The sequence below is a fragment of the Polynucleobacter arcticus genome, from assembly GCF_013307205.1.
GTDB lineage: Bacteria > Pseudomonadota > Gammaproteobacteria > Burkholderiales > Burkholderiaceae > Polynucleobacter > Polynucleobacter arcticus.
On record NZ_CP028940.1, the window covers coordinates 959,573 to 984,970 of the forward strand.

Sequence of the window (25,398 nt, forward strand, 5' to 3'; positions counted from 1 at the left end):
CGGCAGATTCAGTTAGTCTAGGTAATTTTGATCCCGGTCGGTTTGGCAGTGATGTAACCCACCGCAGCACCAAATCGATCCTTGTAATTCTTTTGGATCAAAGGATTGAGGATGGGCATGACCTTGGAGTGCAGCTTTCCTAGCCAATCACCTGCATGCTGAAAGTTGGCAGTGATATAGGTCCAGCCATTAAGGTTATCGACTACGCTGAGGCCAGTTGCTTCTGCGCCCGATGGCATCGAAGCAATCCTACTGAGTGTTTTCGTATCGACGTTGTAAGCCCAAATGAAATTATTTACATGGGTGCTACTATCCTCGCCAATAAACAGCGTTCTGAGTTTTTCAGAAAACTTGAGGTTATCTGGATTGGAGATGGTGTTGGGGTCTGCTAGGTTGCCGAGTTCATCGGGCACAATATCTCGACCAACGAGTAGGGCGGATATTTGACTTGGTACCCAGTTGCTTTGGATGGCATTTCCTAACTGGTCACGTTGATTACCCTCCAGCTTGCTAGTCATAACGGCGCCTGCGATTAAAGGCTTATCGAGCTCAATCATGCTCTGGGCATTCCAGCCCTTGCCAGTTTTGATCATGGAGTCTTGGATGTTCTGCAAGGCAAAGTAGGCAACTTTATCTTGAAGGTTGGCAGTGGTGCCCTCCATCTTGCTAAAACCCATACTGCCGCCCATGAGATAAGCATAGCGATGAGTCTCTAAAAATGCCGCAGCTTTATCCATCCCGGGTTTGAGTTTGACCCAATTAACAACACCGTCATAGAAAATTTTAGTGAAGGTGTCATCATTTGGATCGGCCTTTAACACGGTCATGATGTCAGATGGCTTTAAAGAGGTTGCCATTTTTTTGATTTCATTACTAGTAGCGTGACCGAGCTTGATCCAAGATAATTTTGCGCCTTCGTCCTTTGGATCGATTGAGAATCCTTGACCTAACTTTGCTACATACAGTGTTCCAGCAGACAGGTCAGCCTCTTTATCGGCAATGAATAGAAATAAGCCGCTATTGGTGTAGTCATCACCCATTAGAACCGTTCTTCTGTCGGGCATCACTTCAACTAACTCATGTGAAATGCGGCCGAGACAGTAGTGTTTTTTCAGTGTGCCTGTTCCATCGGGATTGATGGTGACTTCGGGGAGATGGCCATAGTTGTATGGATTGGCGCTGGTTTCACTTCCGTAGAGATTCTTGCTAAATGACTTGAAGCGTGAATTCTCGTGAGCAAAGGGGGCATCAGGCTCATACTCTTCGCTGGATAAATGGGTGTTCCAAGGGGATAAGCTTGCGCCACAAGTAATCCAGAGGCCTTGAGCGCTTGAAGTGTCTACTGGAGAGTATTTAACTAAAGAGAGTCTGCCGTTATGCGGATCTTGATTGAGTGTTAAGACAGCGATTTGTGAGGGTAGGGCTGCATACATCTTCTCACCGCTTTGATTGCTATTGGTGTATTCAAATTGCACGACGGCAAATACCGTATTGCCCTTTACCCCTTTGATCCCCTTCACATCGGTTTTTTCAAGCTTCAATAAAGACATGCCATCTGGGCAATCAGAAAAGAATTGTCTTTCTTTGCCTGGTACAGAAGTATCCATAATCGGTCTATTGTGAATATCGACATATCCGCCCGCTAATGTCTTGCCGTTCTTACCATCGGGGACCATATCTCCAGTAATGAAGAAGGGCTCGTAAGCGAGTGCGTATGTTTTTTTCTTCCCATTCTGTAGAGTGATTTCAAGCATTGATCCCACTGAAGTCGTGGCCATTGCCTCAGGGTTAGCAAGAGTAGGCGCATTCATGGGGATAAATTCTGCAGATTGGAAACTGGAGGCAGGTTCGGCGGCCAGCAATGCGGTGCTATTAAAGAGGGCAGCAATGCCGCCAGACCCAATGGGTAACATTGGCGCACCAACAGCCATTTTGATAAATGAGCGACGCTGATGTGCAGTTGAGTTTGACATGGTGGGTAGGATCTTCTGAATAGACTTGTGAAAAATTTGCAAAATAATCATGGTGTTATTTTGGCTAAGAAATAATTGTGTTACTTCAATATGACAGTTTGATTAACAGCTCGATTAAGTATTGATTGTCTTTATCCTGAAATATTGTGAGCGCATAGTTAAGCTTGTGAATACTCTGCCTCAAATCCAGCACTCTGTCATTACTTGCCCCAACTGTCAGGGTCATGAAATTCTCGAGATTCCAGAGGGATCTCCACATCACCTATATCGCTGCCCATCCTGCAGCACTATTTTGAAGCCCAAGTCGGGTGACTGCTGCATCTTCTGTAGTTTTGGGAGTTTGGACTGTTCTAGTTCAGAGCAAAACTTGGCTGCCTAGCCCAATTGCAATAAGGCAGGGAGTAGGCTGGCTGGTCTTTTCATGAAGATGTCACGATAATTTCATAAAATAGACATATTCACTTCAGCCTAGCCCTATTGGAACCATTTTGGCATTAGATAAAGACGTCTCTGGAAAAAATGCATCAGACCTAGTTGCTGCGGTTGACCTGGGTTCGAATAGCTTCCGAATGGTTGTTGCTCAAGTTGTTCAGACGCCGTCTGGCACCCAGCTGCGCCCAATCGATACGCTTAGGGAATCCGTCCGCTTGGCTGCAGGCCTCACTGATAACAAATTATTGGGAAACGAAGCTTATCAGCGCGGCATTACTGCCATTCGTCGCTTTGGTGAGCGTATCCGGGGTTTCGATCCGTCCAAGATTCGCGCAGTTGCTACGAATACACTGCGAGTTGCCAAAAACGCCTCGAGCTTTATTCAAGAGGCTGAGGCGGCTTTGGGCTTCCCAATTGAGATTATTGCGGGTGTTGAAGAGGCCCGTTTAATTTACATTGGCGCTGCACATGAAGTTCCCGCTGTCCATGGCAATCGCTTAGTAGTCGATATTGGCGGAGGATCAACTGAGCTCATCATCGGTAAGGGATATGAGCCCAAGTTGATGGAAAGTCTGTACATTGGCTGTGTTTCCCATAGCCTACGTTTTTTTCCAAAAGGGAATATTGATTCTCATGCCTTTAAAGAGGCTGAGCTGGCTGCGCGTCGCGAGATTCAAGTGATTTCTGGCGCCTATTTAAAGTCAGGTTGGAAGCAAGTAATTGGATCTTCGGGAACAGCGCGAGCCTTAGCGGAGCTCATTGCCGATAACAACTTGGGTGGTCAGGCTGACAGCCTCACCATGGGGCGGGTCAATGGATCTAGTGGCCTGATTACGCGCGAGGGCTTGAGGGCCTTGAAGAAGCATCTCTTGAAGTATGAGCACATTAGTCAGGTGGAGTTAATTGGTTTAAAAGACGATCGCCGTTCTGTTTGGCCGGGCGGACTTGCCATCATGATTGCGGTATTTGAAGAGCTAGGTATTGAGAGCATGGAAGTGACCGATGCCGCTTTACGACTCGGCGTTTTATATGACTTACTGGGTCGTTCGCAGCATGACGATATGCGGTTTGTGACCGTAGAGCAGTTTATGCAACGCTATATTGTTGATCGGGAACAAGCGAAGCGCGTTGGTAATTTGGCAGCTGAGTTTTTAGCCCAACTTCCAAAGCCTGAAGAAGAAAGTAGGGCAGATAACATCGCCCTATTGCAATGGGCTGCCAACTTACATGAAATTGGTTTATCGATTTCTCATAACGGATATCACAAGCATTCTGCCTACATTGCAGGCAATGCAGACATGCCAGGCTTCTCTAAAAATGATCAGGCAAGATTAGCTGCTTTGTTAATTGGCCATGCCGGTAAATTAGGGAAGCTCGCTAACAATCCTATCTTTTCAGATTGGCGTATGTTGTTCTGTTTGCGTCTGGCTCAAGTGCTTTGCCGAGGTCGTAGTGATGGGAATCTGCCGAAGGTAAAAGTCTCAGAGCACAACGGCTCCTATTTAGTCAGTCTATCGAAAGAATGGGCAGATGAGCACCCATTAACAGAATTCAGTCTACAAAAAGAAGCGGCCGAATGGGAACGTATCGGCCGACCTTACAGCATTAGTTTGAAGTAAGCTCTACAAGCCTAAGAAGTGCTTGGCATAGCGAGGATTGATTTCAGATAAGCGGAGCATGGTGAGTACATCGGCTGTATTAAAGTCTGGATCCCAAGCGGGTGCACTGCAAATTTTCGCTCCCAACTTCAGGTAACCCTTAATTAGTGGTGGAGGCTCTACTTCTAAGCCCCCATTGAGGCGATCCAGAGGCAAAGGTAAACGTGGGAAAGCATGATTCTCTACCGGTGCCATCTGCTCATTGCTCAGGGAGTTATAAAGGCTGGCTGCAAAGTGACCTCCGTCTGCCATAGGGATACTTGCGCAACCAAGCATGATTTCATAATCGTGCTTTTGCATATATTGAGCAAGGCCACTCCACAGAGCCATGATTACGGCACCAGATCGGTAATCTTCATGAACGCAGGATCTACCAAGTTCTACCATTTTTGGGCGCAAATGGTTTAAGCGGGTCAGGTCAAATTCAGAATCAGAGTAGAGGCGGCCAATTTCCCTAGCCTTGTGCGGAGGAAGCACGCGATATGTTCCAACTACCTTGAGTGATTCTTGATCACGAATCAGCAAATGATCGCAATAGGCATCAAACTCATCGATATCTAAGTTTTCGGCATTAGGAGGGAGCTTAGCGCCCATCTCTTCTGCAAAGACCTTATAGCGAAGGCGCTGCGCCTCTTTAATTTCATTGGCATTGCTGGCCCAAGTAATCTGAAAAGCTGGGCGCTTTGGTTTGGCAATGGACTTTTCAACAACTACGGACTCTTGCGCGTTTAACTCTGCACGGCCTCGAGTCGCAAATTTCTTACCAAACAACTTCTTTGCTATTTTCTTGGAAAAAAGCTTTTTAATCGCTTCTGCCTTACCCTTCGCGCTCTTCCTTGGCTTACCTTCAAATCGTGAGTTGAAGATATCAAATGCGCCGAGTGGATTTGGAATATCCGACATAGTTTTCCTTAAAAATAGTGTTTCTAATGGTAGAAGTGCTTTATTACCAATTGATGACAAGAGGTGCACAAATGGTGATCCAGAGCAATGCGGCAATCAATAAGGCCAGCATGACAGCAGCGGATCCAAAGTCTTTGGCCCTTTTAGAGAGGTCGTGGTGATCAAAAGAAATTCGATCAATCGCTGCCTCAACGCTGGAATTGAGTAATTCGACTACCAAAACCAGGATCAATGAGGCAATCAAAGCACATTTTTCAATGGGAGTGATGGGAAGAAAAAATGCGATTGGCGTCAGGACGCAGAGCAGGGTCAGCTCTTGCCTAAAAGCACTTTCTTCCTTAAATGCATACACAATGCCGCACCAAGAGTTCTTGGCGGCATGCCAAGCTCTGGTAAGTCCCCGATTGCCTTTGTGGGGGTTTTGATTGATGTTGTAAGGGGTAGTCAAAATACTGCCCTATGCTAAAGCGGTGACATGAACCTCAGGCGATGTCACTGGCTTGAGATGGTTGGCAAATTGCTCTGAAGCGGCTCTCCATGAGAACTTTTCAGCATGCGCTCTAGCAACTTCACGGGGGATCTTCAGGGCTTGTAGACAAGCCTCACGTAGATCCTCATTCATGGCGCCGGCTGGAGAGTCACCCAAAACATCTATCGGGCCTGTAACAGGGTAAGCTGCAACGGGTGTGCCACAGGCCATTGCCTCAAGCAATACCAAACCAAAGGTATCGGTTTTGCTGGGGAAGACAAAAACATCGGCGGAAGCATATACCTTCGCCAACTCTTGCTGCTGGAGGACGCCAAGATAATTGATGTTGGGATATTTTTCTTTGATGCCCGCCATCGCTGGGCCATCGCCCACAACCCACTTGGAGCCTGGCAGATCAATTTCTAAAAATGCATTGATGTTTTTTTCAATGGCAACGCGACCTACATATAAGAAGATAGGATGTGCAGTGTTGAGTACTTTTGAATCTTGCATCTTGAAGATGTCCAGATCGACACCTCTAGACCACAGGACTACATTATTGAGACCATATTTTTCCAGGTCATCTTTCACCACAATTGTTGGTGCCATCACAGCCATAGAGGGTCCATGAAACCAGCGGATGAAAGTATAGGTAATCGCTAGTGGGATGCCTGTACGGGCTTTAACGTATTCTGGAAAACGGGTGTGATACGCAGTTGAGAAGGGAAGCTTATTTTTTACGGCATAAGATCTTGCTGAAAGACCAAGCGGCCCTTCAGTAGCAATGTGCATGGCATCCGGTGCGAATGCCTTAATTCTGCGAGCAACCTCTTTGCCAGGGAATAGTGACAAAGCGATATCCGGATAGGTGGGGCAAGGAATTGATTTGAAGCCATTGGGGGTAATCATTTCAACTTCATGCCCCATCCCAATGAGTTCGGCGCGCGTTTGCTTGAGTGTTCTCACAACGCCATTCACTTGCGGATCCCATGCATCAGTAATGATCATAATTTTCATGCGGTAGCTTCTTTCATGAGTACTTCAACAGCGGGTTGGAGAGTAATTTTTGGTGCTACTAGGTCCTCTACTGGATCTCCTTTAATATGGGTCCAGTAGATAATTTTGAGTTCGCCCTCTGTTGTCTCGACAAGAGCAGATAAGCTTTCAACCCAATCGCCATCATTGCAATAGAGCAGGCCATCGATTTCGCGGATTTCGGCCTTATGAATATGACCGCATACGACACCGTCACAGTTGCGTAAACGCGCCTCTCTAGCCATGATGTGTTCAAAATCTGCGATATAGCTGACTGCATTTTTAACTTGGTGCTTGAGGTACTGGGAAAGTGACCAGTACTGCAGCCCCATCTTGACTCGCATCCTATTGAAATGGCGATTGATATATAGGATGAAGGTGTATAGAGAGTCGCCAACATATGCCAGCCATTTGGCATATTGCATCACGCCATCAAACAGGTCGCCATGGGTTACCCATAGCTTGCGGCCGTCTAAAGTGGTGTGGATAACCTCCTCTCGAACCTGAATATCCCCAAAAGACATGCCAAAATAGTCGCGAGCAGCCTCGTCATGATTACCGGGTATGTAAATTACTTCGCTACCCTTACGCGCTTTACGCAATAATTTCTGAACTACGTCGTTGTGGGTTTGAGGCCAGTAAAAGGACTGCTTTAGGCGCCAGCCGTCGATAATGTCGCCGACCAAATAAAACGTGTCAGCTTCATTGTGTTTCAAAAAATCGAGGAGGTAGTTTGCCTGACACCCTGATGTTCCCAGGTGTACATCTGAAATCCAAATCGCTCTGTAATGCGTCATGAGTAAACATTAAGCCTACCCATAGTGTAATTTTGATGACAGTTTTAAGGCATTTTGATGACATGATTTATATTGATATCTCACTATGAAAAACCTTTCCCAAAGTTCCAGGCCAATTGAGACACCAAAACTCCAGCGTATATGGATATGGACCCAGATTTGGCTGCATGTAATTTGTGGCGTCTGTACGCTTTCTTTTATCTTTCCCTTTTTGGATCACAGAAATAAAGATCGAAAAATACAGGAGTGGTCACGATATCTTTTAAAGATATTCAATATTCAGCTTGTAGTGCATGATGCCCACTTGCTTGAAAAGAGCCCGCACTTGATTGCCTCTAACCACATATCGTGGCTAGATATTCATGTGATCAATGCATTTGAACCTATTCGCTTTGTTGCAAAGTCTGAAGTGGCGGAGTGGCCTATCTTTGGTTGGATGGCTAAACAGCTGGGTACGGTATTTATTCGCAGGGATAGCGCACGTCATGCCAGACAAGTAGTTGGTCAGATGGCGGATGTTCTCAAAACAGAATCGATCTGCATCTTCCCGGAGGGGACTTCTACAATTGGCGAACTTGTTCTACCATTCAAACCCAATCTTTTCGAGTCAGCAATAGTTGCTCGGGTGCCGGTTTTCCCGCTCGCTATTCAATACCTTTCAGAGGGTACTAAAGAGCGGAGTCAAGCCCCCGCTTTTATTGGGGATATGGGTTTATTAGGGTCGATGTCCAACATCATCAAAAATCGTTGTTTGGTCGCTCAAATTACGATTTTTCCGTCTTTTTCTAGTGTTAGCGAGCTTAATGTGGATCGTAAGCAAGTAGCCAATTACTGTCAGGAAACCATCTCTGAAAGCCTTTAAAGGGCATCTGTAACAAAAGTATCATAATCTTGAGATACAAAGTGTCTCAGACCCAGGAGAAGAAATGACGTCAAAACATCAAGAGATGGCCGAGTGGTATCAGCGTGCTCAAGAAGAAATTCTGGACAGCATGGATGAAGAGCTCGAAATGGAGCTTGATGATGACCGTCTATCCCCTGACGGTGGAAGCGGCTCTGTTATTCCTCGTAATGTCTACTTTAAGGAATTATTTCGTCTTCAGGGTGAATTAGTCAAACTCCAGGATTGGGTAGTAGAAAATAAACTCAAAGTGGCTGTTCTATTTGAGGGTCGTGATTCTGCGGGTAAGGGTGGGGCGATTAAACGGATTACTCAAAGGCTCAATCCCCGTGTTTGTAAAGTGGTTGCACTGACCGCGCCGAGTGAGCGTGAGAAAACCCAATGGTATTTTCAGCGTTACGTTTCTAACTTACCTGCCGGCGGAGAGATTGTGCTGTTCGACCGTAGTTGGTACAACCGGTCGGGCGTAGAAAAGGTCATGGGTTTTTGCACGGATGCTGAGTACGAAGAATTTTTACGTACAGTGCCAGAATTTGAGCGCATGATCATTCGCTCGGGAATCATCCTAATTAAGTATTGGTTCTCTATCTCTGACGATGAGCAATACAGCCGCTTTATGATGCGTATTCATGATCCACTCAAGCAATGGAAACTCAGCCCCATGGATCTCGATGCACGTCGTCACTGGGAAGCCTATACCAAGGCAAAAGAGACCATGCTGGAGCGCACCAATATTCCTGAGGCACCATGGTGGGTGGTAGCAGCAAATGATAAGAAAAAAGCCCGTTTAAATTGCATTTCTCATCTGTTAAATCAAATTCCTTATCAGGAAATTGACCACCCAGAGATTACCTTGCCCGAGCGGGTTCACAATCCTGACTATCTTCGTGGGCCTGTGCCGAAGAATATGTACGTCCCCGAGATCTACTAATTTGCCAAGTTGATTCTCGAAGAATGTTAATCTCTTGTTATTAAATAAGGGGTTAGCACTTGAAATCAAAGCATAGCATCACCAATAGAGAATTTAAGCTTCTGATTAAGCCTCAGGGCTTAGATAGGCGTAGCCGTATTACTGCCCTGAGCGATCAGATTCTCAATTTCTGTAAAAAGAATAAGGTGGAGTTTTTTCACCTTGATAACGCTACCACTGGCTTACGAAATATCTATTTTTACGACACGCCTGGGGAGGATTTCAGACGCAATAATATTATTTTGCGTGTCCGAGAATCCCGACAAAACGTGTGGGTGGATGATTGGTGCGAAGTCACCCTGAAGTGCCGAACTGATGATTTGGTTAAAGCTCATGAATTTGATCCATCACCAAAAAAATCGATTAAGTCCCGCTTACGTCTGAAAGAAGAAATTCTTCGAGGCGATACGCTTGGAACCGCCAGAACGATTTACTCTAATAATGCGATTTTGGATGTAGTGCCCATTGATAGCTTATTTGAAAAGTCTTTAGCTAGTGTTGCCAAGTTCTTTCCTGGCTTAATCACTCTACCTATTGATAAAAAATCACCTATCCGGATCGTGGGTGGACGTACCAATAAGATTCTTGAGGCATGCTTGCCTATTGGAAACCTAGTCTTTGGTGATGGGGTTCAAGCCCATTGCGAGATTGCCATCTGGATGAAAAGTGTTGGCGATCCCATTGTTGGCGAGCTAGCTTTTTCTTATCGGGTGAGTGATGCCAACCGTGGCCAAGCAAAAGCGCATAAACGCGCTGATAAATTCTTTAAGAAGTTGCAAATTGAGCTTGCTAACTGGCTGGAGATAGGGAGCACTAAAACAGCCTTGGTGTACGGGAAGCCTGAGTGAGCTTACAGCTTAAAGATGGCGCACAGTTAACGAAGTCTCCTGACTTACGCGATCTGTTCGTTCAGTTTTTAAGTATTGGCGCTATTAGCTTTGGCGGCGGCATTATTGCTTATGAACGCATTCTTTTGGTTGAGAAGCGGCAGTGGTTGAGTGCGGATGAGTTTATGGCGTACTTAGCGATTAGTCAGACCATGCCGGGCTTAAATTCCGTCAACATGGCTGTATTGGCCGGGGATCATCTGCGAGGAGCCCTGGGCGCTACCATTGCAACCTTAGGCTTAATCTTGCCTGGCTCACTCTTTGTTCTGGGTATTGGCCTCATTTATGCCAATACTGCAGATCATCCTTCGATTAATTGGATTCTCGGGGGTATTGCAGCGGCAGCTACAGGTCTGCTGGCAGCCATTACCTACAAAATTGGCGATACCCACTGGCGTCATGTTCAGTCTCTAGCGATCATTGTCTGTACATTTGTACTGATGAGTATTTTGAAGCTTTCGTTACCTTACGTGATTCTCATCATGGCGCCAATTTCGATCTATTTATACCGGCCAGGTAGGTCAAAATGAGTCTATTAATTCACTTGGCCTCGACCTTTGCCCTGCTTTCCATCCTGGCCGTAGGTGGCGGTACTGCAGTGTTGCCGGAGATGCAAACGCTGTTAGCGCAGCAGTTCAGCATTGACCATACCCAATTTGTCCACATTTACAGTATTGGTCAGCTAGCACCTGGCCCCAACATGCTAATGGTCTTAGTGATTGGCTATCAAATTGCTGGGCTGATTGGTGCAGGAGTAGTTTTACTATCCTTCTTTTTGCCTTCGAGCCTGCTGTGTTTTTATATGGGTAGACTTTGGAATCGCTTCGGGGAAAGTCCTTGGCGACGATCCATTCAAAATGCACTAGAGCCTATTTCTATCGGGCTGATGTCTTCGGGCGTTTATGCCGTTGCTAAAGCATCTGTTACCAGCAGCATCACTTTAGCGCTTGCGCTTGTCACCCTGTATCTCATTTTAAGAACGAAGATTAATCCAGTGCTAGTCATTCTGGGCTCTGGAGGGCTTGGCGCCTTGTTGATGGCTTATGTCAGTTAGTCAGCCGCTTAGAAGGTGCCTCTGATGCCTACCATGAGACTTCTTCCGGGTTGAGGGGCATAGAGTCTGACTGCCATCGGCGTAGTTGCATATCGTATTTGCTCATTGAGCAAGTTCTTTAAGTTCATAAAGATTGTCCAGTTCACATCACGAATCTTTTCGCTATAGGAAATGCCAGCATTGAGTAAGTTATAACTCGGGGCAGGGCCTTGTTCCCAGTTGGCCAGTCGATTCTGTTGGTAGCTATAGATGTAAGTTGCACTAGTAAGCCAGCCATTACGTTCGTGCGCAATTTCAGCGCCTAGACGTGGGGCTGGCTGGAGAGGTAAATTGCCACCGGCATCAAAAGTGCCTTGCGAGGCGTCACCAAATACACGACCACCAACACCATGCTGTCGCCAGTTGTAGGTCAACTCACCCTCGATGCCTTTAATCGTAGCTGCGGCCTGCTGTGTTACAACAACAGAAAAGTCATCCGCATCAGGAACAGATTGACCGGTGTAGTAGCCGTAGATGTAATTATTAAATCGATTGACGTACACACTAGCCTTGGCTCTCATCATGCCACTCGTTTTTTGCACATTGAACTCTAAATTATGTGAAGTTTCTTTGGTGAGATTAGGATTACCAATGTCAAATGTCGCAGTCGATTCATGAGCGCCGTAGGAGTAAAGCTCTTGTGCACTTGGCGCCCGTTGGGAAACTGTATAAGCAATACCAGTGCCATATCCTTTCATGAAGTTCCATAGGCCGCCTGCAGAGTAGGACATCAAATTAAAGGTGCGGTTTTGTAGTGCAATACTCGGCGTATCAGCACCTGTATTCATTTCCTGTGGCACTAGTTCAGTCCCTAAATTCGGTTTCTGCGCTACGTTGTTGTAACGCAGTCCTAAACTCCCTTGAAAAGAATTCCACCGGCCTTCTTCAATCCAAAAAATCGCATTAGAGTTAGTCTTGGTTGGCGGGACGATGGCATAGCTTCCCGTACCTACTTCAGTTGCATTGAGTGATGCAGCTGATAGCTGTGCTCCGAAGATGCCTTTCCAGCCAGCAATGGGGTTATGAGCCAATTCAAAGCGAGCTTCATTGGCAATGTTTTTCCATTGAGATGCTGCTTCTCCAGCATTATTAAATTCAGTATGGGTGTAATTAGAATTGGCTGCGCTCAATTTAAAGGACGAGAATCCTGCAAACGGATCGCGAGTTTGATGCTGTAGATCGTAGCGATTTTGCGATTGATTAATCGAGCCACCTTCAGGCGTCGGTATGCCGTAGTTATTATTTAAGCGCTCAACCGACACCCCGGTATAGCCGTTCTCTCCAATATAAGAAACGCCCACTCCCAAGTTATTCTGATTGCTGAAAGAGTTAGGTAGCTTGCCGCTGTAATTATTTCCGCCATTGCCAGTGGGTGGTACAGTCCAGCCACCTGCAGGTTCACCTTGGGATTGTGTTGAGTTCCCAGGGATGCGGTAATTATTGGCATTATTAATTGCTGTATCCACGTGAACCGCAACTGAGCCAAAGGCGCTATCGACTTCCAGGGCGGCGGCACGACCGTTGTTGACTGTTTCATAGCTAGTATTAATGGCACCTGTTGGTCTATCAGGCAGATTAGTCAAGATACGGTCATTCACCACATTAACCAGTCCACCGCTAGAGCCTGAGCCATAGAGTAGGGCAGCTGCCCCGCGCAATATTTCTACTTGGTGCGCATTTTGCATATTGTTACCAACGGCATGGTCTTGAGAGATATTGGATACATCGCCAACAGATAAACCATTTTGCAAAATCTGTACGCGTGATCCTTCAAGTCCTCGAATAACTGGTCGAGATGATCCAGCCCCATACCCGGTTGCAGACACTCCTAACTCATTGGCTAAGGTAGCTCCAAGTGTCGTACCCAATTTATTCAGCAACTCCTCACCTTGCAAAATCTTCGTTGGTGTCAGAATGCTTTGAGTAGCTTCACTTGATCCTGTAGCAGTAATTTCGAGGGAGGGCGGAGATTGTGCAAAAGCAGTAGAGCTGATGGTTCCGCATATTAGGATATAGAGTAACTTTTGCTGAGCCAATGGCCGATGATGTTGATACATTTGATTTCTTTCATTCCAATTGCGCCAATCCAAAAAGGGTGGACACAAAAAACCGGGGTACCAAACGTTAACGTTTGGCAGATTGCGCGATTTACAGAATGAAAGTAGGTGGGGCTCTCGACTGATACAACCCCACCTGAATACCTACGACAACTGACTTACCGGTAAGAGGTTTGAAAGTGGTGATCGAATTAAGGGCAGCAAATGAAGCGGTAGTAGATGCAACAAATCCAGCGAGTGTGAGCGCATCAAATAAATGACAGCCAACTGAATCATGCCCAAGAGCGGGTGTTTGATCTAGGCAACTGAGTTCAATAGCATGCTGCTGAATTCCGGAGTGGGAAATGCCATGGGCAAAGCCAATCCAGTGAGTGCCTAATAAGCTGACAAGCAAAAAACTCAGGGCAATAAATGCCCTGAGTTGCTTTGTAAATTTGCTTAAAAATAAGGCGTTCATGCACCAAATACTACAGTATTTGCCCTCATAGGCCATCTCGGTGTAGAATATCGATTCCGTCGGAGTGTAGCGCAGCCTGGTAGCGCACCTGCTTTGGGAGCAGGGGGTCCAAGGTTCGAATCCTTGTACTCCGACCACTTTCCCATATTGTTCTAAATAGACCCAGCATATATCTGCCCATAGCTCAGCTGGATAGAGCAACGCCCTTCTAAGGCGTAGGTCGCACGTTCGAATCGTGCTGGGCAGGCCAACACTCTCATGCGATTTGAATTCAAATTAGGCAATTTAGCTCTCTTACGCAATCACCTTAGACAAAATCGCTTCGTGGCGAATAGTCCATGTTGGAATGCCCGATTCTTGGTTATTTAAAACCTGCGCTATAAAATCAAGGCTTAACTCTTGTGTCGCCTCTTTGACCTGATGGTTTAAAACGGCGCCGCCCGTTAATGTTCGATCGGTAAACATGCTGTGCGAGCCACCTTCAAAAACTGCCAAGACTTTGCGTTCACTGCCGATGGCTGAAAAAATAGCCAAGCGATCGGAATAGCCGCTAAAGTAACCTGGAATTTGAATGTTGTCCTCTGTGGATGTAATGTGCAATGTAGGTAAGCGAACCGGCTCTAAAATTGAATTCACGGCATTTTGACCATAAAAACGCGGGGCTGAAATGACAATCGCAGCAGTAATGCGATCATCACTGAGGTCAACAGGAATGTTGTCTTGACTGACGCGGGCGCCAGAGGCTAGTAGGACTGTATTTGCTCCATAGGAATGCCCTGCAGCGATGATCTGATTGGATTGCACTGTTTGTCCAAGGGGGTCTTTGAGCAAACGCGTCAAGGCAAAGCGCAAATCATATACCCGGTTCAGCGCCTCTTTAGCTTGAGCCGCCTCTTGAAGTCTGGATACCAGATTAAAGGGATTGCCAAACCAGATTGAGCGGTCACTACCAACGTGCTGAGCATGCAGGCTTGCGAGTCCATGACTTGCCCAGTAGCGCCCAAGATAGCTATAACCTAAGCGTGATTGGCCTATACCATGGGAAAAAATAATGAGGGGTGAGGGCGTCCTTGCAGTTGCTTCGCTCGGCTGGTAAAGTCGAATCGGCACAGCACGTTCACGGACGTCATCAAACCAATCGATATCATGGATTTGAAACCCTGCAGTAGCTGCAGCTCCACACAAAGGATATAAAGCAAGTGAGGGCGCTGCCACACACAGTGCTGCAGCCGGAAGACGCTTTAGGAGTTGCCTTCTTGAGTACAGAGTCATGATGCATTCTAGTGCGCTTTTCAAAATCAAGCAGCAAAGTTTAAGTACTAGAAATGAATTGCCTTTTACTTTAAAGCCTTGAGCTACTCACCCCTAAGAACCCTACAAAAACATCAAAATAGTTTATCGTCTTAAGTTGACTCGATAGACTTTTAAAATAACAATTAAATAAGAAAATATGACTACACATAATTACGATGTTGACTACTTTGTGATTGGAGGCGGATCTGGAGGTGTTCGATCTGCACGTATAGCGAGTCAATTAGGTGCCAAGGTTGCAATATCTGAAGAATTTCAGTACGGAGGAACATGCGTTGTACGCGGTTGCGTACCAAAAAAACTGATGGTTTATGCTTCGCATTTTTCAGAAATGTTTCAAGATTCTAAAGGTTTTGGTTGGGAGTTTGAAGAGCCAAATTTTTCATGGCAAGCACTCATTGAGGGAAAAAATCATGAGATATCAAGACTAAGTAGTGTCTATGAAAAAAACTTATTAACATCAGATGTACGGGTATTTAAAGGTCACACCTCTTTAATCGACGCCCATACAGTCCAAATAGAAGGCGAATCAATAAGTATAGTTACAGCAAAATATATCTTGATTGCAACAGGTGGTAAACCTGCTTTGCCATCGATTCCTGGGATTGAATATGCAATATCCTCAAACGAGGTTTTTTATCTTCAAAAACAACCAAAAAATATCCTGATTGTTGGCGCTGGATATATTGCACTTGAGTTTGCAGGAATTTTTCATGGCCTTGGTTCTCGAGTACGGGTAATTCATCGAGGGCAAGATATATTAGGTGCATCTTTTGACGCAGATGTACGTAAACATCTTAAAGAGGAGCTTACCAATAAAGGAATTCAATTTGAATTATCTTGCGAGCTCGAGAGAATCGAAAAAAATGATGAAGGGAAATTTTCAGTATTTTTCAAAGATGGTAGAAATAGCCAACATCAGATTGATCAAGTGATGTTTGCAACAGGTCGCATCCCTAATACTAAACATTTAAATTTGGAGCAAACTGGCGTAAATCTTTCTAAAAATGGTGCAGTAGAGGTTAATGCTTATGGTAAATCCTCGATTGACTCAATTTATGCTGTTGGGGATGTCTCAAGTCGCGTTGCACTGACTCCAGTTGCCATTCGAGAAGGTAATGCCGTAGCCCAAACCCTGTTCGGTAAAGAGGCAGTAACGGTTGACCTTTCTCAGGTGCCAAGCGCAGTATTTACCCAACCGCCTATTGGAACTGTGGGACTAACTGAACAACAGGCTTTAGAGCTTTATAAAGAGATAGATATTTATGAGGCGCACTTCAAGGCTTTAAAAAGTGCATTATCAAATCGATTAGATAAAGTTTATATGAAGCTTTTGGTTGATGTAAAAACACAGCAAGTTGTTGGAGCACATATGATTGGTGATGAAGCGCCGGAAATCATTCAGGCTATAGCGATTGCTATAAGGATGGGAGCCACCAAGCAAGACTTTGATGCAACGATTGCCATTCATCCCACAGTGGCGGAAGAATTAGTCACTATGAAAACAGCAATACGTAAGTGCTTGGAATAAAGTGTCAGGTCTAAATTTCTTATAGTTTTGATTTTTTTGCATTCCATGATTCTCATTAATTAGTAAAGCAGAGCACCAGCTTTTGCTGTCAACCTACCCTCTGGTTAGTAGAGGGTAATTTCCCGTTCGCCGTAGCTCCGCTCTAGTCGATTTTGTCCGAACCGTTAAGAAATACTAAGACCATCCTCATGAGCTGACCTCCTTGATTGAGCTTGTTATTCAATTTTTGAGATTAAGTTTCTTCGGGTAGTTTTTTTAATTGAATCTAGTCATTGAGTACTGAGTTAAGCCGAGCTAAATTTATTACATGATGCAATGGATAAAATTTTATCTGTTAGAACGATTTTTCATCAAAATCACTTGAGTCGTGACGTTCAAGAAGTTGTTCTGAGGGTGCACCCCAAGTGCGGTTAACCATTCGACCGCGTTTTACAGCAGGGCGTTCAAGAATCTTGTCTGCCCACCGCAGAACGTTTGTATATTCTTGCACGCTAAGGAATTCTGCAGCTCCATAGAGCCATCCTTTAACAAGCGCACCATACCAAGGAAAAACAGCGATATCTGCAATGGTGTAATCTTTTCCGGAAAGATATTCATTTCCGGCTAAACGTTGATCGAGAACATCAAGTTGTCGTTTGGTTTCCATCGCAAATCGGTCAATAGGGTATTCCATTTTGTAAGGAGCATAGGCGTAGAAATGGCCAAAGCCTCCCCCTAAGTATGGGCCGCTACCCATTTGCCAGAAAAGCCAATTCATTGTTTCAGTTCGAGTAGCAATATCTTTTGGAAGGAAGGCATCAAATTTTTCGGCTAGGTAGAGCAAAATGGAGCCGGATTCGAAGACGCGAATAGGTGTCAATGTGCTGCGGTCAAGTAGCGCAGGAATTTTTGAGTTTGGATTGATCTTTACAAAGCCAGAGCTAAATTGATCGCCCCCACTAATTTTAATTAACCAGGCGTCATACTCTGCCCCAGTGTGACCCAGTGCGAGCAGCTCTTCAAGCATGATGGTTACTTTGACGCCATTTGGTGTTCCCATAGAGTAGAGTTGAAGAGGGTGGCGACCAATGGGTAATTCTTTTTCTTCTCTTGAGCCCGCTGTTGGTCGATTTATACTCGCAAACTCGCCACCATTTGGCTTTTCCCAAGTCCATACTTTGGGGGGTGTGTACTCGATTGAATTAGTCATTTTTTACCTTATTAAGTTGTCAGCATGTTTAATTTAGCTTTATATCTTAACGAATCTTGCTTTAAGTGCTACTTACGCTAATAGATAAAAACACTATGAAACAATGACGCGTTTAGGTTATTGCACCGGGTAAATTTTGGAGCAGATTAGTAAAGCGAGCCTCAATTGGTTTAGATTCAAATTTCCCCGCTTCGAGGTCTGCAAGAATTTTTTCTATAAAAAGTAGGCTTGGGCGAATTTCACCGAAATACCAACTTAGCTTGTCAGTTGACAAAATAAATACGCTCGGTAGATTTTCAACCTCAATTCCTGACATGATGTGTTCTTCATTTTCTATATCCACCCAATAACTTGATAGGCCTGGAATATTGAGTGCATCAAAAGTGGGTTTAAATTCTCTGCATGAGCTGCACCAATCAGCGCAAAAAAGTATTAATGTCATGGAAATTTCAAATTCACTGGATTAGTTTGTTTGGATTTTTTACATTAGGGGCTAGCTGACATAAGATGATCCACACAGGTCACTCAGCATTACCCTTTACATGACTTCTTAGGCAAAAATACGAACTTTCTGTGGGACGATCAACAAAGTTTCCCCGACCACATAGTGGTTTTCTCGTTGTCGTGTGGCAGGTATTTGAACTTCAATTATTTTTTCCTCGGCTGTGTCACTAGCTTTGGGTAGCAAAAACTCCAGCCTAGCAATAGGGCCAATATTAATGATGCGGCTTAATTTAGCCTCGAATCCGCTTGTGTTGTGAATATTTCGTTGGATATCACAATCATGTGGGCGAACATAGGCAACAGCATCAGTATTACAAGCTGTGGAATGATCGGGGGCAGGAATAGTTGTAATCTGACCATTTAAGTTGATTTGCATCTCACCAGCATTCAGGCGACCATGAAATGAATTTACATCCCCCAAAAATTCATAAACAAACGGACTAGTCGGTTCTTCCCACACTTCATTTGGGGCTCCAACTTGCTCAATGTTGCCTTTGTTCATCACCACAACACGATCTGCTACCTCGAGCGCTTCCTCTTGATCGTGGGTCACGAAAATGGTGGCAATATGTAACTCATCGTGCAATCGCCTAAGCCAACGGCGTAACTCTTTGCGTACCTTTGCATCCAGGGCACCAAATGGCTCATCCAGTAAGAGTACTTTTGGATCTACCGCCAATGCCCTTGCCAAGGCTACGCGCTGCCTTTGCCCACCTGATAGTTGGGCTGGAAATCGATTGGCGAGCGTATTCAATTGCATTAAATCAAGAAGATCATGTACTTTTCTCTGAATCTGAGGCTCAGCTAGTTGCTCATTTTTGGGTTTTACTCGAAGGCCAAATGCAATGTTTTCAAAAACAGTCATATGGCGAAATAGAGCATAGTGCTGGAAGACAAAGCCTACATGGCGTTCGCGAACATGCACATGCGTAGTGTCCTGCCCACCGAATAGAATTGCGCCCGAATCTGGATTTTCCAAGCCCGCAATAATACGTAAAAGGGTCGTTTTCCCGCATCCAGAGGGTCCAAGTAAGGCGACAAGCTCGCCATCACCAATATCTAAATTGATGTTGCTGAGTGCTTGGAAGTCACCAAAATGTTTATTAATATCCCGAATTGCAATGCTAGTCATTTAGTACGTACTCTTCTCTTAAGTGGTTATTCAGGGGGTAGGACTACATTAGAAGCAATTTCGCGTGAGTGACGCCATTCGACGATGGATTTAATCGCCAGGGTAACAAGAGCCAATAGTGCTAAAAGGGAGGCTACAGCAAAAGCAGCAACCGATTGATATTCGTTATACAAAATTTCAACATACAGTGGCATGGTTGTTGTTTGACCGCGAATATAGCCAGACACTACCGAAACTGCTCCAAATTCACCCATTGCTCTAGCATTACAGAGAATGACTCCGTAAATTAATCCCCATTTGATGTTGGGTAATGTAATGTGCCAAAAGGTTTGCCAGCCTGTAGCACCCAAAACAATACCCGCCTGCTCTTCGTCGCTACCCTGTGCCTGCATTAACGGAATGAGTTCGCGTGCAATAAAAGGGAAGGTCACAAAAACGGTTGCCAAAACAATGCCCGGAATGGCAAATATGATTTTGATGTCATTAGCCTGTAGCCAAGGTCCAAACCACCCATTGGCACCAAACACCAACACGATAACCAAGCCAGCCACTACAGGTGACACTGAGAATGGCAAATCAATCAAGGTAGTTAAGAATGCTTTTCCAGTAAATTCATATTTAGCGATTGCCCATGCCGCGGCAACACCAAATACCAGATTTAAAGGAACGGTAATTAATGCAACAAAGAGTGTGAGGCGAATGGCATACCACGCATCTGGTTCTTGCAAAGCCGACCAGTAGGCATCAAATCCTTTGCGCAGAGCCTCGGTAAATACTGCAGCTAGCGGCAGAACTAAAAATAAAAACATGAAAGTTAAGGCCAGGGTAATCAGGCCGTACCGGATCCATACTGGCTCTGAAGTACTGCTTTTAGCTCGGCTAAGACCCTCGGTCAATGGCGCGCTCATGATTGGGTTCCTGCATGTCGCCGCTGATAGGCCTGTAGTGCATTGATGATGAGTAGCAAAATAAACGAAATGACTAGCATCACAAGTGCGACGGCGGTGGCACCTGCATAGTCATATTGCTCTAATTTGCCAATGATGATGAGTGATGTGATCTCTGAAACCATAGGCATATTTCCAGCAATAAAGATGACTGACCCGTACTCACCAATGGCGCGTGCAAAGGCCATAGCAAATCCAGTCAGTAATGCTGGCGCTATGATCGGCAGAATAACCCGAAAAAATGTTTGAATACGAGTGGCACCAAGGCTGGAGGCTGCCTCCTCTAGTTCTTTCTCGGCGACTTCCAGCACAGGCTGTACTGTTCGGACCACAAAGGGCAGGCCAATGAATATCAGTGCAATGACAATGCCGTTTGGATTAAAGGCAAGCTTTATTCCTAAAGGCTCTAAGTATTGCCCAATCCAACCATTACCAGCCAAGATAGCAGTGAGTGATATGCCTGCTACTGCAGTTGGTAAGGCGAAGGGAAGATCTACTAAAGCATCAACAATTTTTTTCCCAACGAAGTCATAGCGCACCAATATCCAAGCAATCAGCAGCCCAAAGACAACATTGATCAGAGCAGCAATCAGGGATGCGCCAAAAGTGAGTCGGTATGAAGCCACCACTCGGGGGCTGCTAATGGCCTCCCAAAACTGTGGCCAGCTAAGCGCAAATGTTTTGAAAATCAAAGCCGATAGTGGAATTAGCACAATCAAGCTTAAATAGACCAGCGTAAAACCGAGCGTTATATTAAAGCCCGGGAGAACCCGCGCAGCTTTTGGGCCGCGCGGCTGAATTAAAGTACGCATGAAAAATTACTTTACGGTGTAAATCTTATCGAACTGACCGCCATCGTTAAAGTGAACTTTTTGCGCCTCGCTAAGGGAGCCAAAATATTCGCTTACAGGTACAAGTTCAATAGGCTTAAAAGTAGAGGCGTATTTTTTAAGTATTGCAGCTGAGCGCGGACGCAATGCATGTTTTGCTGCAATTTCCTGGCCTTCATCTGAGTAGAGATAGTTGAGGTACGCATTTGCTAGCTCGCCAGTACCCTTTTTATTGACAGTACGTTCAACTACTGCAACGGGGTTTTCTGCAATGATGCTGACGGATGGGTAAACGGCATCAACCTTGCCTGTACCGTATTCGCGATCAACTGACAAAACTTCGGATTCAAAGGTTAACAGTACATCGCCAATGTTACGTTGTAAGAAGATAGTAGTTGCATCTCGCCCACCTTTAGCCAGCACCGGGGCATTTTTAAACAACTTACCCACAAATTCAGCTGCCGCAGCATCACTCATTCCCTTTTTCTTGGCATAACTCCATGCAGCCAAGTACACCATGCGGCCATTTCCGCCTGTTTTGGGATTCACAATAACAACCTGTATGCCCGGCTTGACCAAGTCATCCCAATCTTTAATGCCCTTTGGGTTGCCATTACGTGTCAGAAAGAGAATGGTGGAGGTAGTAGGGGAGGCATTAAATGGAAACTTTTTGGCCCAATCTTTGGCTACGACCCCGTTATTTGCTAAAAATTCAACATCCGTTGTGGTGTTCATGGTCACAACGTCGGCATCTAAGCCGTCGTTTACTGCCCGCGCTTGGGCACTAGAGCCACCATGTGATTGATCAATTTTGACATCTTTACCCGTCTTTTTTTTGTATTGCGCAGTAAAGGCCGTGTTGTAATCTTTATAAAACTCACGAGCGACATCATATGAGGCGTTGAGCAGGGTTTGTGACACAGCGATCGAGCTAAACGCTATCAGTCCAGCAGAAACAATGGCGTGAACGTACTTTTTCATGTTTTTAAGACTCCATCCCGGTTAAGTAAAATGCATTGTGCACCGCAATATCTCAATACCAAACTACTTTATCTGCATTAGCAAATGACATTATTGTCTATAAGACAAGAAAATGAGGCTAAGAAAGCTAAGGAAGCCTTAACCACTAGAGCAAAGGTCCTTGCCGGGGTTGTTCATAGCTTCTGTGGATCTGGGGGGCGAAGATGTTGAGGGAGCGCCAAGCCGGTATGTTTTACAAATAAATTGATATCAGTTCAAGTATCAAGCTGAGACGGAAATGAATTCGACTGAAATGTTGATAAACGCATACACAATATAAGTTTGGTTATCATATTTACATGCGCCAAGTTCATTATATTTACCTCTCCCTACTCAGCCTGGGACTGATCATCTTTGCTGTAATACTTCAGCAAGTGGGGTATCAAGGGGCGCACTATCTTCCATGCCCGCTTTGCATTTTGCAGAGAATCGGATATTTAGGCATTGTCATCTTCTGCTTTTTAGCTGCCTACTTCAATCCACTTAGAAAACTTTTCCATGTATTGGCGGCCTTATCTGCGGCTTACGGGCTATCAGTAGCAGGGCGTCAAGTCTGGCTGCTATCGCATCCAGAGACCTCTTGCGGTATCGACCCACTAGAAACCTGGATCAATCAGTTTCAATTAGCCAAAGGTCTGCCTTGGTTATTTCAAGCGGATGGCCTTTGTTCGGCAAAGTTGCCAGCTATTTTGGGGTTGCAGGTGCCCGAATGGTCTTTATTCTGGCTTGCTACCTTTCTGCTGGTTTTGGTCATTTCCTTTTTTAGAAAATAATCCTCATATGAGGGCGCTCATTTACTTAGAGTTTAACTAATAGATATAGTGTCAAGTAAGCGTTAGTTGCTCTAGGACGTAGGTCGCGCGTTCGAATTGCTCCGGGAAGGCCAAGCTTTTAATCCTTATCAAGCGCTGATTACTCAACTCATTTAATAGATTAGGTGCCCCAATGGGTCATGCCTTAATTAAAGCCCTGGATTCTTCCTAATGTTTTCTACCAGAGATTTAGTTGTATTAGGATCTGCACCATTTCCCCAGCTAGATCTAACGTAATTTGAAATTTCTAGAATTTCTTGATTGTTTAAGCTGGCTGCATAAGACGGCATCGCAATGTAACCATCACGTTGTTTGATCCCCTCAATCATCACCTTAATAATATTGTTTGGTTTTTCAGCCATCACTACGGGGTTTCCAGCGAGTGGTGGGATAACACCCGTGATACCTCTTCCAGAGGACTGATGACAGCCACCGCAGTTATCTATATACAGCCGAGCACCATTAAGATGAGTTGCATCTACCTTTTTGCGATTTTCAGAGAGACTTGAATTCGAGGGTATAGTTTTGAGGTAAGTACCCATCGCCAATAAATCCATATCAGTCATTTTTCCTGTGCTGTTGTGGACTACTTCTGTCATCGGACCCAATACAGTGGTTTTGTCTTTATAACTGCCGGTTTTTAAGTAGCGCGCAATATCTTCTGCTGACCACTTGCCTAGACCCGTGAGGGGATTTGAAGTGATATTCATGGCATACCAGCCGTCAATTACAGAGCCTGAATACGCTTTCGAATCTTTGATAGCTCCCATCAAGTTACGAGGCGAGTGGCAAGAGCTACAGTGGCCCAGCCCTTCAACTAAATAAGCCCCGCGATTCCAGACTGCGGATTGAGTGGGGTCGGGCTTATAGACTCCCGCCCTAAAAAATAACTCACGCCACACAATCATGCTGCTACGAATATTAAAAGGGAAGTCTAGATTATTAACTACAACAGCATTAGAAACAGCCGGAACTGTTCTCAAATAATCATAAATCTTATCTGAGTCCGCTCTGGTGACTTTGGTATACGCTTCATAAGGCATAAATGGATAGAGATCCTGCCCCTTTTTATTCACCCCATTATGTAATACGCGGAAAAAATCATCTTTGGTGTAGGCTCCAATGCCAGTTTCCATGTCTGGAGTAATGTTTGGTGTTAATACGTAACCAAATTGGTTAGCCATTTTTAGGCCGCCAGCAAAGGGTTTTCCGCCTGGTGCCGTATGACAAGAAATGCAATCTCCGGCTACAGCTAAATAGGCGCCATCTTTTACAGCATCATTAGCAAGGGCATTGGAAGAGGCAAATGCAACAGTCGCGCAAAAAAGGAGATCTTTGAACCTGCTGATAAGAGTAAATAAACGGTAAATCTTTAAGCTGATTTTTGACATAATTAAAATAGAGTTCTAGGATATCTTTTAATAGAAATTGCACTAATCGAAGGCATATTATCAAAACATAATTGATAAAAGCATACTACTAATTAGTTTCACTTTTTTGCTATTTAATGGCATTAAATTCCCGCTGTCTAATGATGCGCTACGAACACCTTTTTTAAAGTTGCTATTTCTGGCTCATATAGGCTGATTTCAAGCTATGATTGATTCATGATTGCTTTTAATGCCAGTTAGAAGGGGTTATCGGGCAATCAGTTCTTAGTTTTTTAGTCCTTATTTCAAATATGGCTAAAAAGTATTGAAGTACAAAAGCTATATAAAGGAGTTGCCCCCATGTCACTACGAATTAATGATGTCGCACCAAACTTTACTGCCGACTCTACTGCCGGTACCGTATGCTTGCATGATTGGATCGGTGATAGCTATGCCATCTTGTTTTCTCATCCAAAGGATTTCACACCAGTATGTACTACTGAGTTCGGAGCAGTAGCGCAATTAGTCCCTGAATTTCACAAGCGCAACACAAAAGTGTTGGGTGTATCTGTAGACAACGTAGATGAGCATCAAAAGTGGAAAAAAGACATTGCCGCGTTTGCAGGAGCTCCGGCAGATTTTCCAATCATTGACGATACCTCTTTGCTAGTATCAAAACTCTACGACATGTTGCCTGCAGATGCTTACCTACCAGATGGACGCACTCCCGCCAATACTGCTACTGTTCGTACCGTTTTTATCATTGGCCCAGACAAGAAGCTGCGTCTGACTATGTCTTATCCAATGTCTGTTGGACGTAATTTTGCAGAGATCTTAAGAGCATTGGATGCAATTCAGGCTACTGATGGTAAGCCATTGGCAACCCCAGCTAATTGGATCCCTGGGCAAGATGTGATTGTTGGTTTAGCTTTAAATGATGAACAGGCAAAAGCTCAGTTCGGAGAGATTGATATCAAATTACCGTATTTGCGCTTCGTTAAGGCACCAGCGAAGTAACTTTCTGACTGCCTTTAAATACTGGGGAGGAAATTAGAAATGTTCACTAATTTTTTCTCCAACAACACTCTCTCAAATTGAATCAGCTTTTTTAATTATTAAT

The 25,398-nt window shown here is 44.8% G+C and carries 25 protein-coding genes and 2 tRNA genes; 12 read left to right on the forward strand and 15 right to left on the reverse strand.

Going from position 1 to position 25,398, the window contains the following annotated elements; all coding sequences use genetic code 11:
* Positions 1 to 17: 17 nt before the first annotated feature.
* Positions 18 to 1,973: a PhoX family protein gene (locus DN92_RS04835; RefSeq protein WP_173960187.1), complete on the reverse strand. Its 1,956-nt coding sequence runs from the start codon at positions 1,971 to 1,973 to the stop codon at positions 18 to 20.
* A gap of 166 nt (positions 1,974 to 2,139) precedes the next feature.
* Here DN92_RS04835 and DN92_RS10745 point away from each other — a divergent pair, with 166 nt between their 5' ends.
* Together DN92_RS10745 and DN92_RS04840 are read left to right on the forward strand one after the other, a co-directional pair.
* Complete coding sequence (locus tag DN92_RS10745) at positions 2,140 to 2,352, forward strand: GDCCVxC domain-containing (seleno)protein (protein WP_367651929.1); 213 nt, start codon at positions 2,140 to 2,142, stop codon at positions 2,350 to 2,352.
* Positions 2,353 to 2,542: 190 nt separating this feature from the next.
* Positions 2,543 to 4,024, forward strand: a complete 1,482-nt coding sequence (locus DN92_RS04840) for a Ppx/GppA phosphatase family protein (protein ID WP_254598370.1) — start codon at positions 2,543 to 2,545, stop codon at positions 4,022 to 4,024.
* 3 nt (positions 4,025 to 4,027) lie between these two features.
* Here DN92_RS04840 and DN92_RS04845 read toward each other — a convergent pair whose 3' ends face one another.
* The 4 genes from DN92_RS04845 to DN92_RS04860 are packed head-to-tail and all read right to left on the reverse strand — an operon-like array spanning position 4,028 to position 7,267.
* Positions 4,028 to 4,966 carry a GNAT family N-acetyltransferase gene (locus DN92_RS04845; RefSeq protein WP_254598347.1) on the reverse strand — a complete coding sequence of 313 codons (939 nt, stop codon included), beginning with the start codon at positions 4,964 to 4,966 and terminating at the stop codon, positions 4,028 to 4,030.
* Positions 4,967 to 5,009: 43 nt separating this feature from the next.
* Positions 5,010 to 5,414 (reverse strand): diacylglycerol kinase, encoded by a 405-nt coding sequence (locus tag DN92_RS04850; RefSeq protein WP_173960188.1) that lies wholly within the window; start codon positions 5,412 to 5,414, stop codon positions 5,010 to 5,012.
* A 9-nt stretch (positions 5,415 to 5,423) separates the two neighbouring features.
* On the reverse strand, positions 5,424 to 6,452 hold the full coding sequence (locus tag DN92_RS04855) for a glycosyltransferase family 4 protein (protein ID WP_173960189.1): 1,029 nt from the start codon (positions 6,450 to 6,452) through the stop codon (positions 5,424 to 5,426).
* Positions 6,449 to 7,267: a UDP-2,3-diacylglucosamine diphosphatase gene (locus DN92_RS04860; RefSeq protein ID WP_173960190.1), complete on the reverse strand. Its 819-nt coding sequence runs from the start codon at positions 7,265 to 7,267 to the stop codon at positions 6,449 to 6,451. Before DN92_RS04860 ends, DN92_RS04855 begins: the two co-directional genes overlap by 4 nt.
* 85 nt (positions 7,268 to 7,352) lie before the next feature.
* Here DN92_RS04860 and DN92_RS04865 point away from each other — a divergent pair, with 85 nt between their 5' ends.
* From DN92_RS04865 to DN92_RS04885, 5 genes are all read left to right on the forward strand, one after another.
* Positions 7,353 to 8,129, forward strand: coding sequence for a lysophospholipid acyltransferase family protein (locus DN92_RS04865; RefSeq protein ID WP_173960191.1), 777 nt, complete (start codon positions 7,353 to 7,355; stop codon positions 8,127 to 8,129).
* A gap of 64 nt (positions 8,130 to 8,193) precedes the next feature.
* Complete coding sequence (ppk2, locus tag DN92_RS04870; RefSeq protein ID WP_173960192.1) at positions 8,194 to 9,099, forward strand: polyphosphate kinase 2; 906 nt, start codon at positions 8,194 to 8,196, stop codon at positions 9,097 to 9,099.
* Between the two features lie 59 nt (positions 9,100 to 9,158).
* A complete protein-coding gene (locus DN92_RS04875) occupies positions 9,159 to 9,986 on the forward strand; it encodes a CYTH domain-containing protein (RefSeq protein ID WP_173960193.1) in 828 nt (275 codons plus the stop codon).
* Entirely contained in the window at positions 9,983 to 10,555 is a 573-nt protein-coding gene (locus tag DN92_RS04880) for a chromate transporter (RefSeq protein WP_173960194.1), read from the forward strand. The genes DN92_RS04875 and DN92_RS04880 overlap by 4 nt, the downstream gene beginning before the upstream one ends.
* Positions 10,552 to 11,079: a chromate transporter gene (locus DN92_RS04885; protein WP_173960195.1), complete on the forward strand. Its 528-nt coding sequence runs from the start codon at positions 10,552 to 10,554 to the stop codon at positions 11,077 to 11,079. The genes DN92_RS04880 and DN92_RS04885 overlap by 4 nt, the downstream gene beginning before the upstream one ends.
* An 8-nt stretch (positions 11,080 to 11,087) precedes the next feature.
* On the opposite strand, the gene DN92_RS04890 is transcribed toward DN92_RS04885, so the two are convergent.
* Both DN92_RS04890 and DN92_RS04895 read right to left on the reverse strand, forming a co-directional pair.
* Positions 11,088 to 13,175 carry a TonB-dependent receptor gene (locus tag DN92_RS04890; protein ID WP_173960196.1) on the reverse strand — a complete coding sequence of 696 codons (2,088 nt, stop codon included), beginning with the start codon at positions 13,173 to 13,175 and terminating at the stop codon, positions 11,088 to 11,090.
* Between the two features lie 91 nt (positions 13,176 to 13,266).
* On the reverse strand, positions 13,267 to 13,632 hold the full coding sequence (locus DN92_RS04895) for a hypothetical protein (RefSeq protein ID WP_173960197.1): 366 nt from the start codon (positions 13,630 to 13,632) through the stop codon (positions 13,267 to 13,269).
* Positions 13,633 to 13,692: 60 nt separating this feature from the next.
* Between DN92_RS04895 and DN92_RS04900 the strand changes: the two genes are divergently transcribed.
* Both DN92_RS04900 and DN92_RS04905 read left to right on the forward strand, forming a co-directional pair.
* Positions 13,693 to 13,769: transfer RNA gene (locus DN92_RS04900), tRNA-Pro, on the forward strand.
* Positions 13,770 to 13,805: 36 nt separating this feature from the next.
* Positions 13,806 to 13,882, forward strand: a tRNA-Arg gene (locus tag DN92_RS04905).
* A 44-nt stretch (positions 13,883 to 13,926) separates the two neighbouring features.
* Here the strand turns inward: DN92_RS04905 and DN92_RS04910 are convergent.
* Complete coding sequence (locus DN92_RS04910; protein ID WP_173960198.1) at positions 13,927 to 14,904, reverse strand: alpha/beta hydrolase family protein; 978 nt, start codon at positions 14,902 to 14,904, stop codon at positions 13,927 to 13,929.
* Positions 14,905 to 15,082: 178 nt separating this feature from the next.
* Between DN92_RS04910 and gorA the strand changes: the two genes are divergently transcribed.
* Complete coding sequence (gorA, locus tag DN92_RS04915) at positions 15,083 to 16,474, forward strand: glutathione-disulfide reductase (protein ID WP_173960199.1); 1,392 nt, start codon at positions 15,083 to 15,085, stop codon at positions 16,472 to 16,474.
* Positions 16,475 to 16,808: 334 nt separating this feature from the next.
* On the opposite strand, the gene yghU is transcribed toward gorA, so the two are convergent.
* The 6 genes from yghU to DN92_RS04945 form a co-directional block, all read right to left on the reverse strand.
* Positions 16,809 to 17,663 (reverse strand): glutathione-dependent disulfide-bond oxidoreductase, encoded by an 855-nt coding sequence (gene yghU / locus DN92_RS04920; protein WP_173960200.1) that lies wholly within the window; start codon positions 17,661 to 17,663, stop codon positions 16,809 to 16,811.
* Between the two features lie 112 nt (positions 17,664 to 17,775).
* The gene (locus DN92_RS04925) at positions 17,776 to 18,105 is read right to left on the reverse strand and encodes a thioredoxin domain-containing protein (protein WP_173960201.1); all 330 of its coding nucleotides are present in this window, start codon (positions 18,103 to 18,105) and stop codon (positions 17,776 to 17,778) included.
* 108 nt (positions 18,106 to 18,213) lie between these two features.
* Positions 18,214 to 19,299: a sulfate/molybdate ABC transporter ATP-binding protein gene (locus DN92_RS04930; RefSeq protein WP_173960202.1), complete on the reverse strand. Its 1,086-nt coding sequence runs from the start codon at positions 19,297 to 19,299 to the stop codon at positions 18,214 to 18,216.
* Positions 19,300 to 19,325: 26 nt separating this feature from the next.
* Entirely contained in the window at positions 19,326 to 20,207 is an 882-nt protein-coding gene (cysW, locus tag DN92_RS04935) for a sulfate ABC transporter permease subunit CysW (protein ID WP_173960203.1), read from the reverse strand.
* A complete protein-coding gene (gene cysT, locus DN92_RS04940) occupies positions 20,204 to 21,058 on the reverse strand; it encodes a sulfate ABC transporter permease subunit CysT (RefSeq protein ID WP_173960204.1) in 855 nt (284 codons plus the stop codon). The genes cysW and cysT overlap by 4 nt, the downstream gene beginning before the upstream one ends.
* Before the next feature lie 6 nt (positions 21,059 to 21,064).
* Positions 21,065 to 22,057, reverse strand: a complete 993-nt coding sequence (locus DN92_RS04945) for a sulfate ABC transporter substrate-binding protein (RefSeq protein ID WP_173960205.1) — start codon at positions 22,055 to 22,057, stop codon at positions 21,065 to 21,067.
* Positions 22,058 to 22,395: 338 nt separating this feature from the next.
* On the opposite strand from DN92_RS04945, the gene DN92_RS04950 reads away from it, so the two are divergent.
* Positions 22,396 to 22,869 carry a disulfide bond formation protein B gene (locus tag DN92_RS04950; RefSeq protein ID WP_173960206.1) on the forward strand — a complete coding sequence of 158 codons (474 nt, stop codon included), beginning with the start codon at positions 22,396 to 22,398 and terminating at the stop codon, positions 22,867 to 22,869.
* Positions 22,870 to 23,057: 188 nt separating this feature from the next.
* Here DN92_RS04950 and DN92_RS04955 read toward each other — a convergent pair whose 3' ends face one another.
* On the reverse strand, positions 23,058 to 24,299 hold the full coding sequence (locus DN92_RS04955) for a c-type cytochrome (protein ID WP_173960207.1): 1,242 nt from the start codon (positions 24,297 to 24,299) through the stop codon (positions 23,058 to 23,060).
* Between the two features lie 339 nt (positions 24,300 to 24,638).
* Here DN92_RS04955 and DN92_RS04960 point away from each other — a divergent pair, with 339 nt between their 5' ends.
* Positions 24,639 to 25,295 (forward strand): peroxiredoxin, encoded by a 657-nt coding sequence (locus DN92_RS04960; RefSeq protein ID WP_173960208.1) that lies wholly within the window; start codon positions 24,639 to 24,641, stop codon positions 25,293 to 25,295.
* The last annotated feature ends 103 nt before the right edge of the window (positions 25,296 to 25,398 follow it).

Coding starts and splice junctions, on each gene's coding strand:
- DN92_RS04960 (WP_173960208.1), top strand. CDS start 24,639: ATGTCACTACGAATTAATGATGTCGCACCAAACTTTACTGCCGACTCT.
- DN92_RS04835 (WP_173960187.1), bottom strand. CDS start 1,973: ATGTCAAACTCAACTGCACATCAGCGTCGCTCATTTATCAAAATGGCT.
- DN92_RS04930 (WP_173960202.1), bottom strand. CDS start 19,299: ATGACTAGCATTGCAATTCGGGATATTAATAAACATTTTGGTGACTTC.
- gorA (WP_173960199.1), top strand. CDS start 15,083: ATGACTACACATAATTACGATGTTGACTACTTTGTGATTGGAGGCGGA.
- DN92_RS04895 (WP_173960197.1), bottom strand. CDS start 13,632: ATGAACGCCTTATTTTTAAGCAAATTTACAAAGCAACTCAGGGCATTT.
- DN92_RS04860 (WP_173960190.1), bottom strand. CDS start 7,267: ATGACGCATTACAGAGCGATTTGGATTTCAGATGTACACCTGGGAACA.
- cysT (WP_173960204.1), bottom strand. CDS start 21,058: ATGCGTACTTTAATTCAGCCGCGCGGCCCAAAAGCTGCGCGGGTTCTC.
- DN92_RS04925 (WP_173960201.1), bottom strand. CDS start 18,105: ATGACATTAATACTTTTTTGCGCTGATTGGTGCAGCTCATGCAGAGAA.
- DN92_RS04840 (WP_254598370.1), top strand. CDS start 2,543: ATGGTTGTTGCTCAAGTTGTTCAGACGCCGTCTGGCACCCAGCTGCGC.
- DN92_RS04950 (WP_173960206.1), top strand. CDS start 22,396: ATGCGCCAAGTTCATTATATTTACCTCTCCCTACTCAGCCTGGGACTG.
- DN92_RS04845 (WP_254598347.1), bottom strand. CDS start 4,966: ATGTCGGATATTCCAAATCCACTCGGCGCATTTGATATCTTCAACTCA.
- DN92_RS04885 (WP_173960195.1), top strand. CDS start 10,552: ATGAGTCTATTAATTCACTTGGCCTCGACCTTTGCCCTGCTTTCCATC.
- DN92_RS04855 (WP_173960189.1), bottom strand. CDS start 6,452: ATGAAAATTATGATCATTACTGATGCATGGGATCCGCAAGTGAATGGC.
- cysW (WP_173960203.1), bottom strand. CDS start 20,207: ATGAGCGCGCCATTGACCGAGGGTCTTAGCCGAGCTAAAAGCAGTACT.
- DN92_RS04955 (WP_173960207.1), bottom strand. CDS start 24,299: ATGTCAAAAATCAGCTTAAAGATTTACCGTTTATTTACTCTTATCAGC.
- yghU (WP_173960200.1), bottom strand. CDS start 17,663: ATGACTAATTCAATCGAGTACACACCCCCCAAAGTATGGACTTGGGAA.
- DN92_RS04910 (WP_173960198.1), bottom strand. CDS start 14,904: ATGACTCTGTACTCAAGAAGGCAACTCCTAAAGCGTCTTCCGGCTGCA.
- DN92_RS04945 (WP_173960205.1), bottom strand. CDS start 22,057: ATGAAAAAGTACGTTCACGCCATTGTTTCTGCTGGACTGATAGCGTTT.
- DN92_RS04865 (WP_173960191.1), top strand. CDS start 7,353: ATGAAAAACCTTTCCCAAAGTTCCAGGCCAATTGAGACACCAAAACTC.
- ppk2 (WP_173960192.1), top strand. CDS start 8,194: ATGACGTCAAAACATCAAGAGATGGCCGAGTGGTATCAGCGTGCTCAA.
- DN92_RS04890 (WP_173960196.1), bottom strand. CDS start 13,175: ATGTATCAACATCATCGGCCATTGGCTCAGCAAAAGTTACTCTATATC.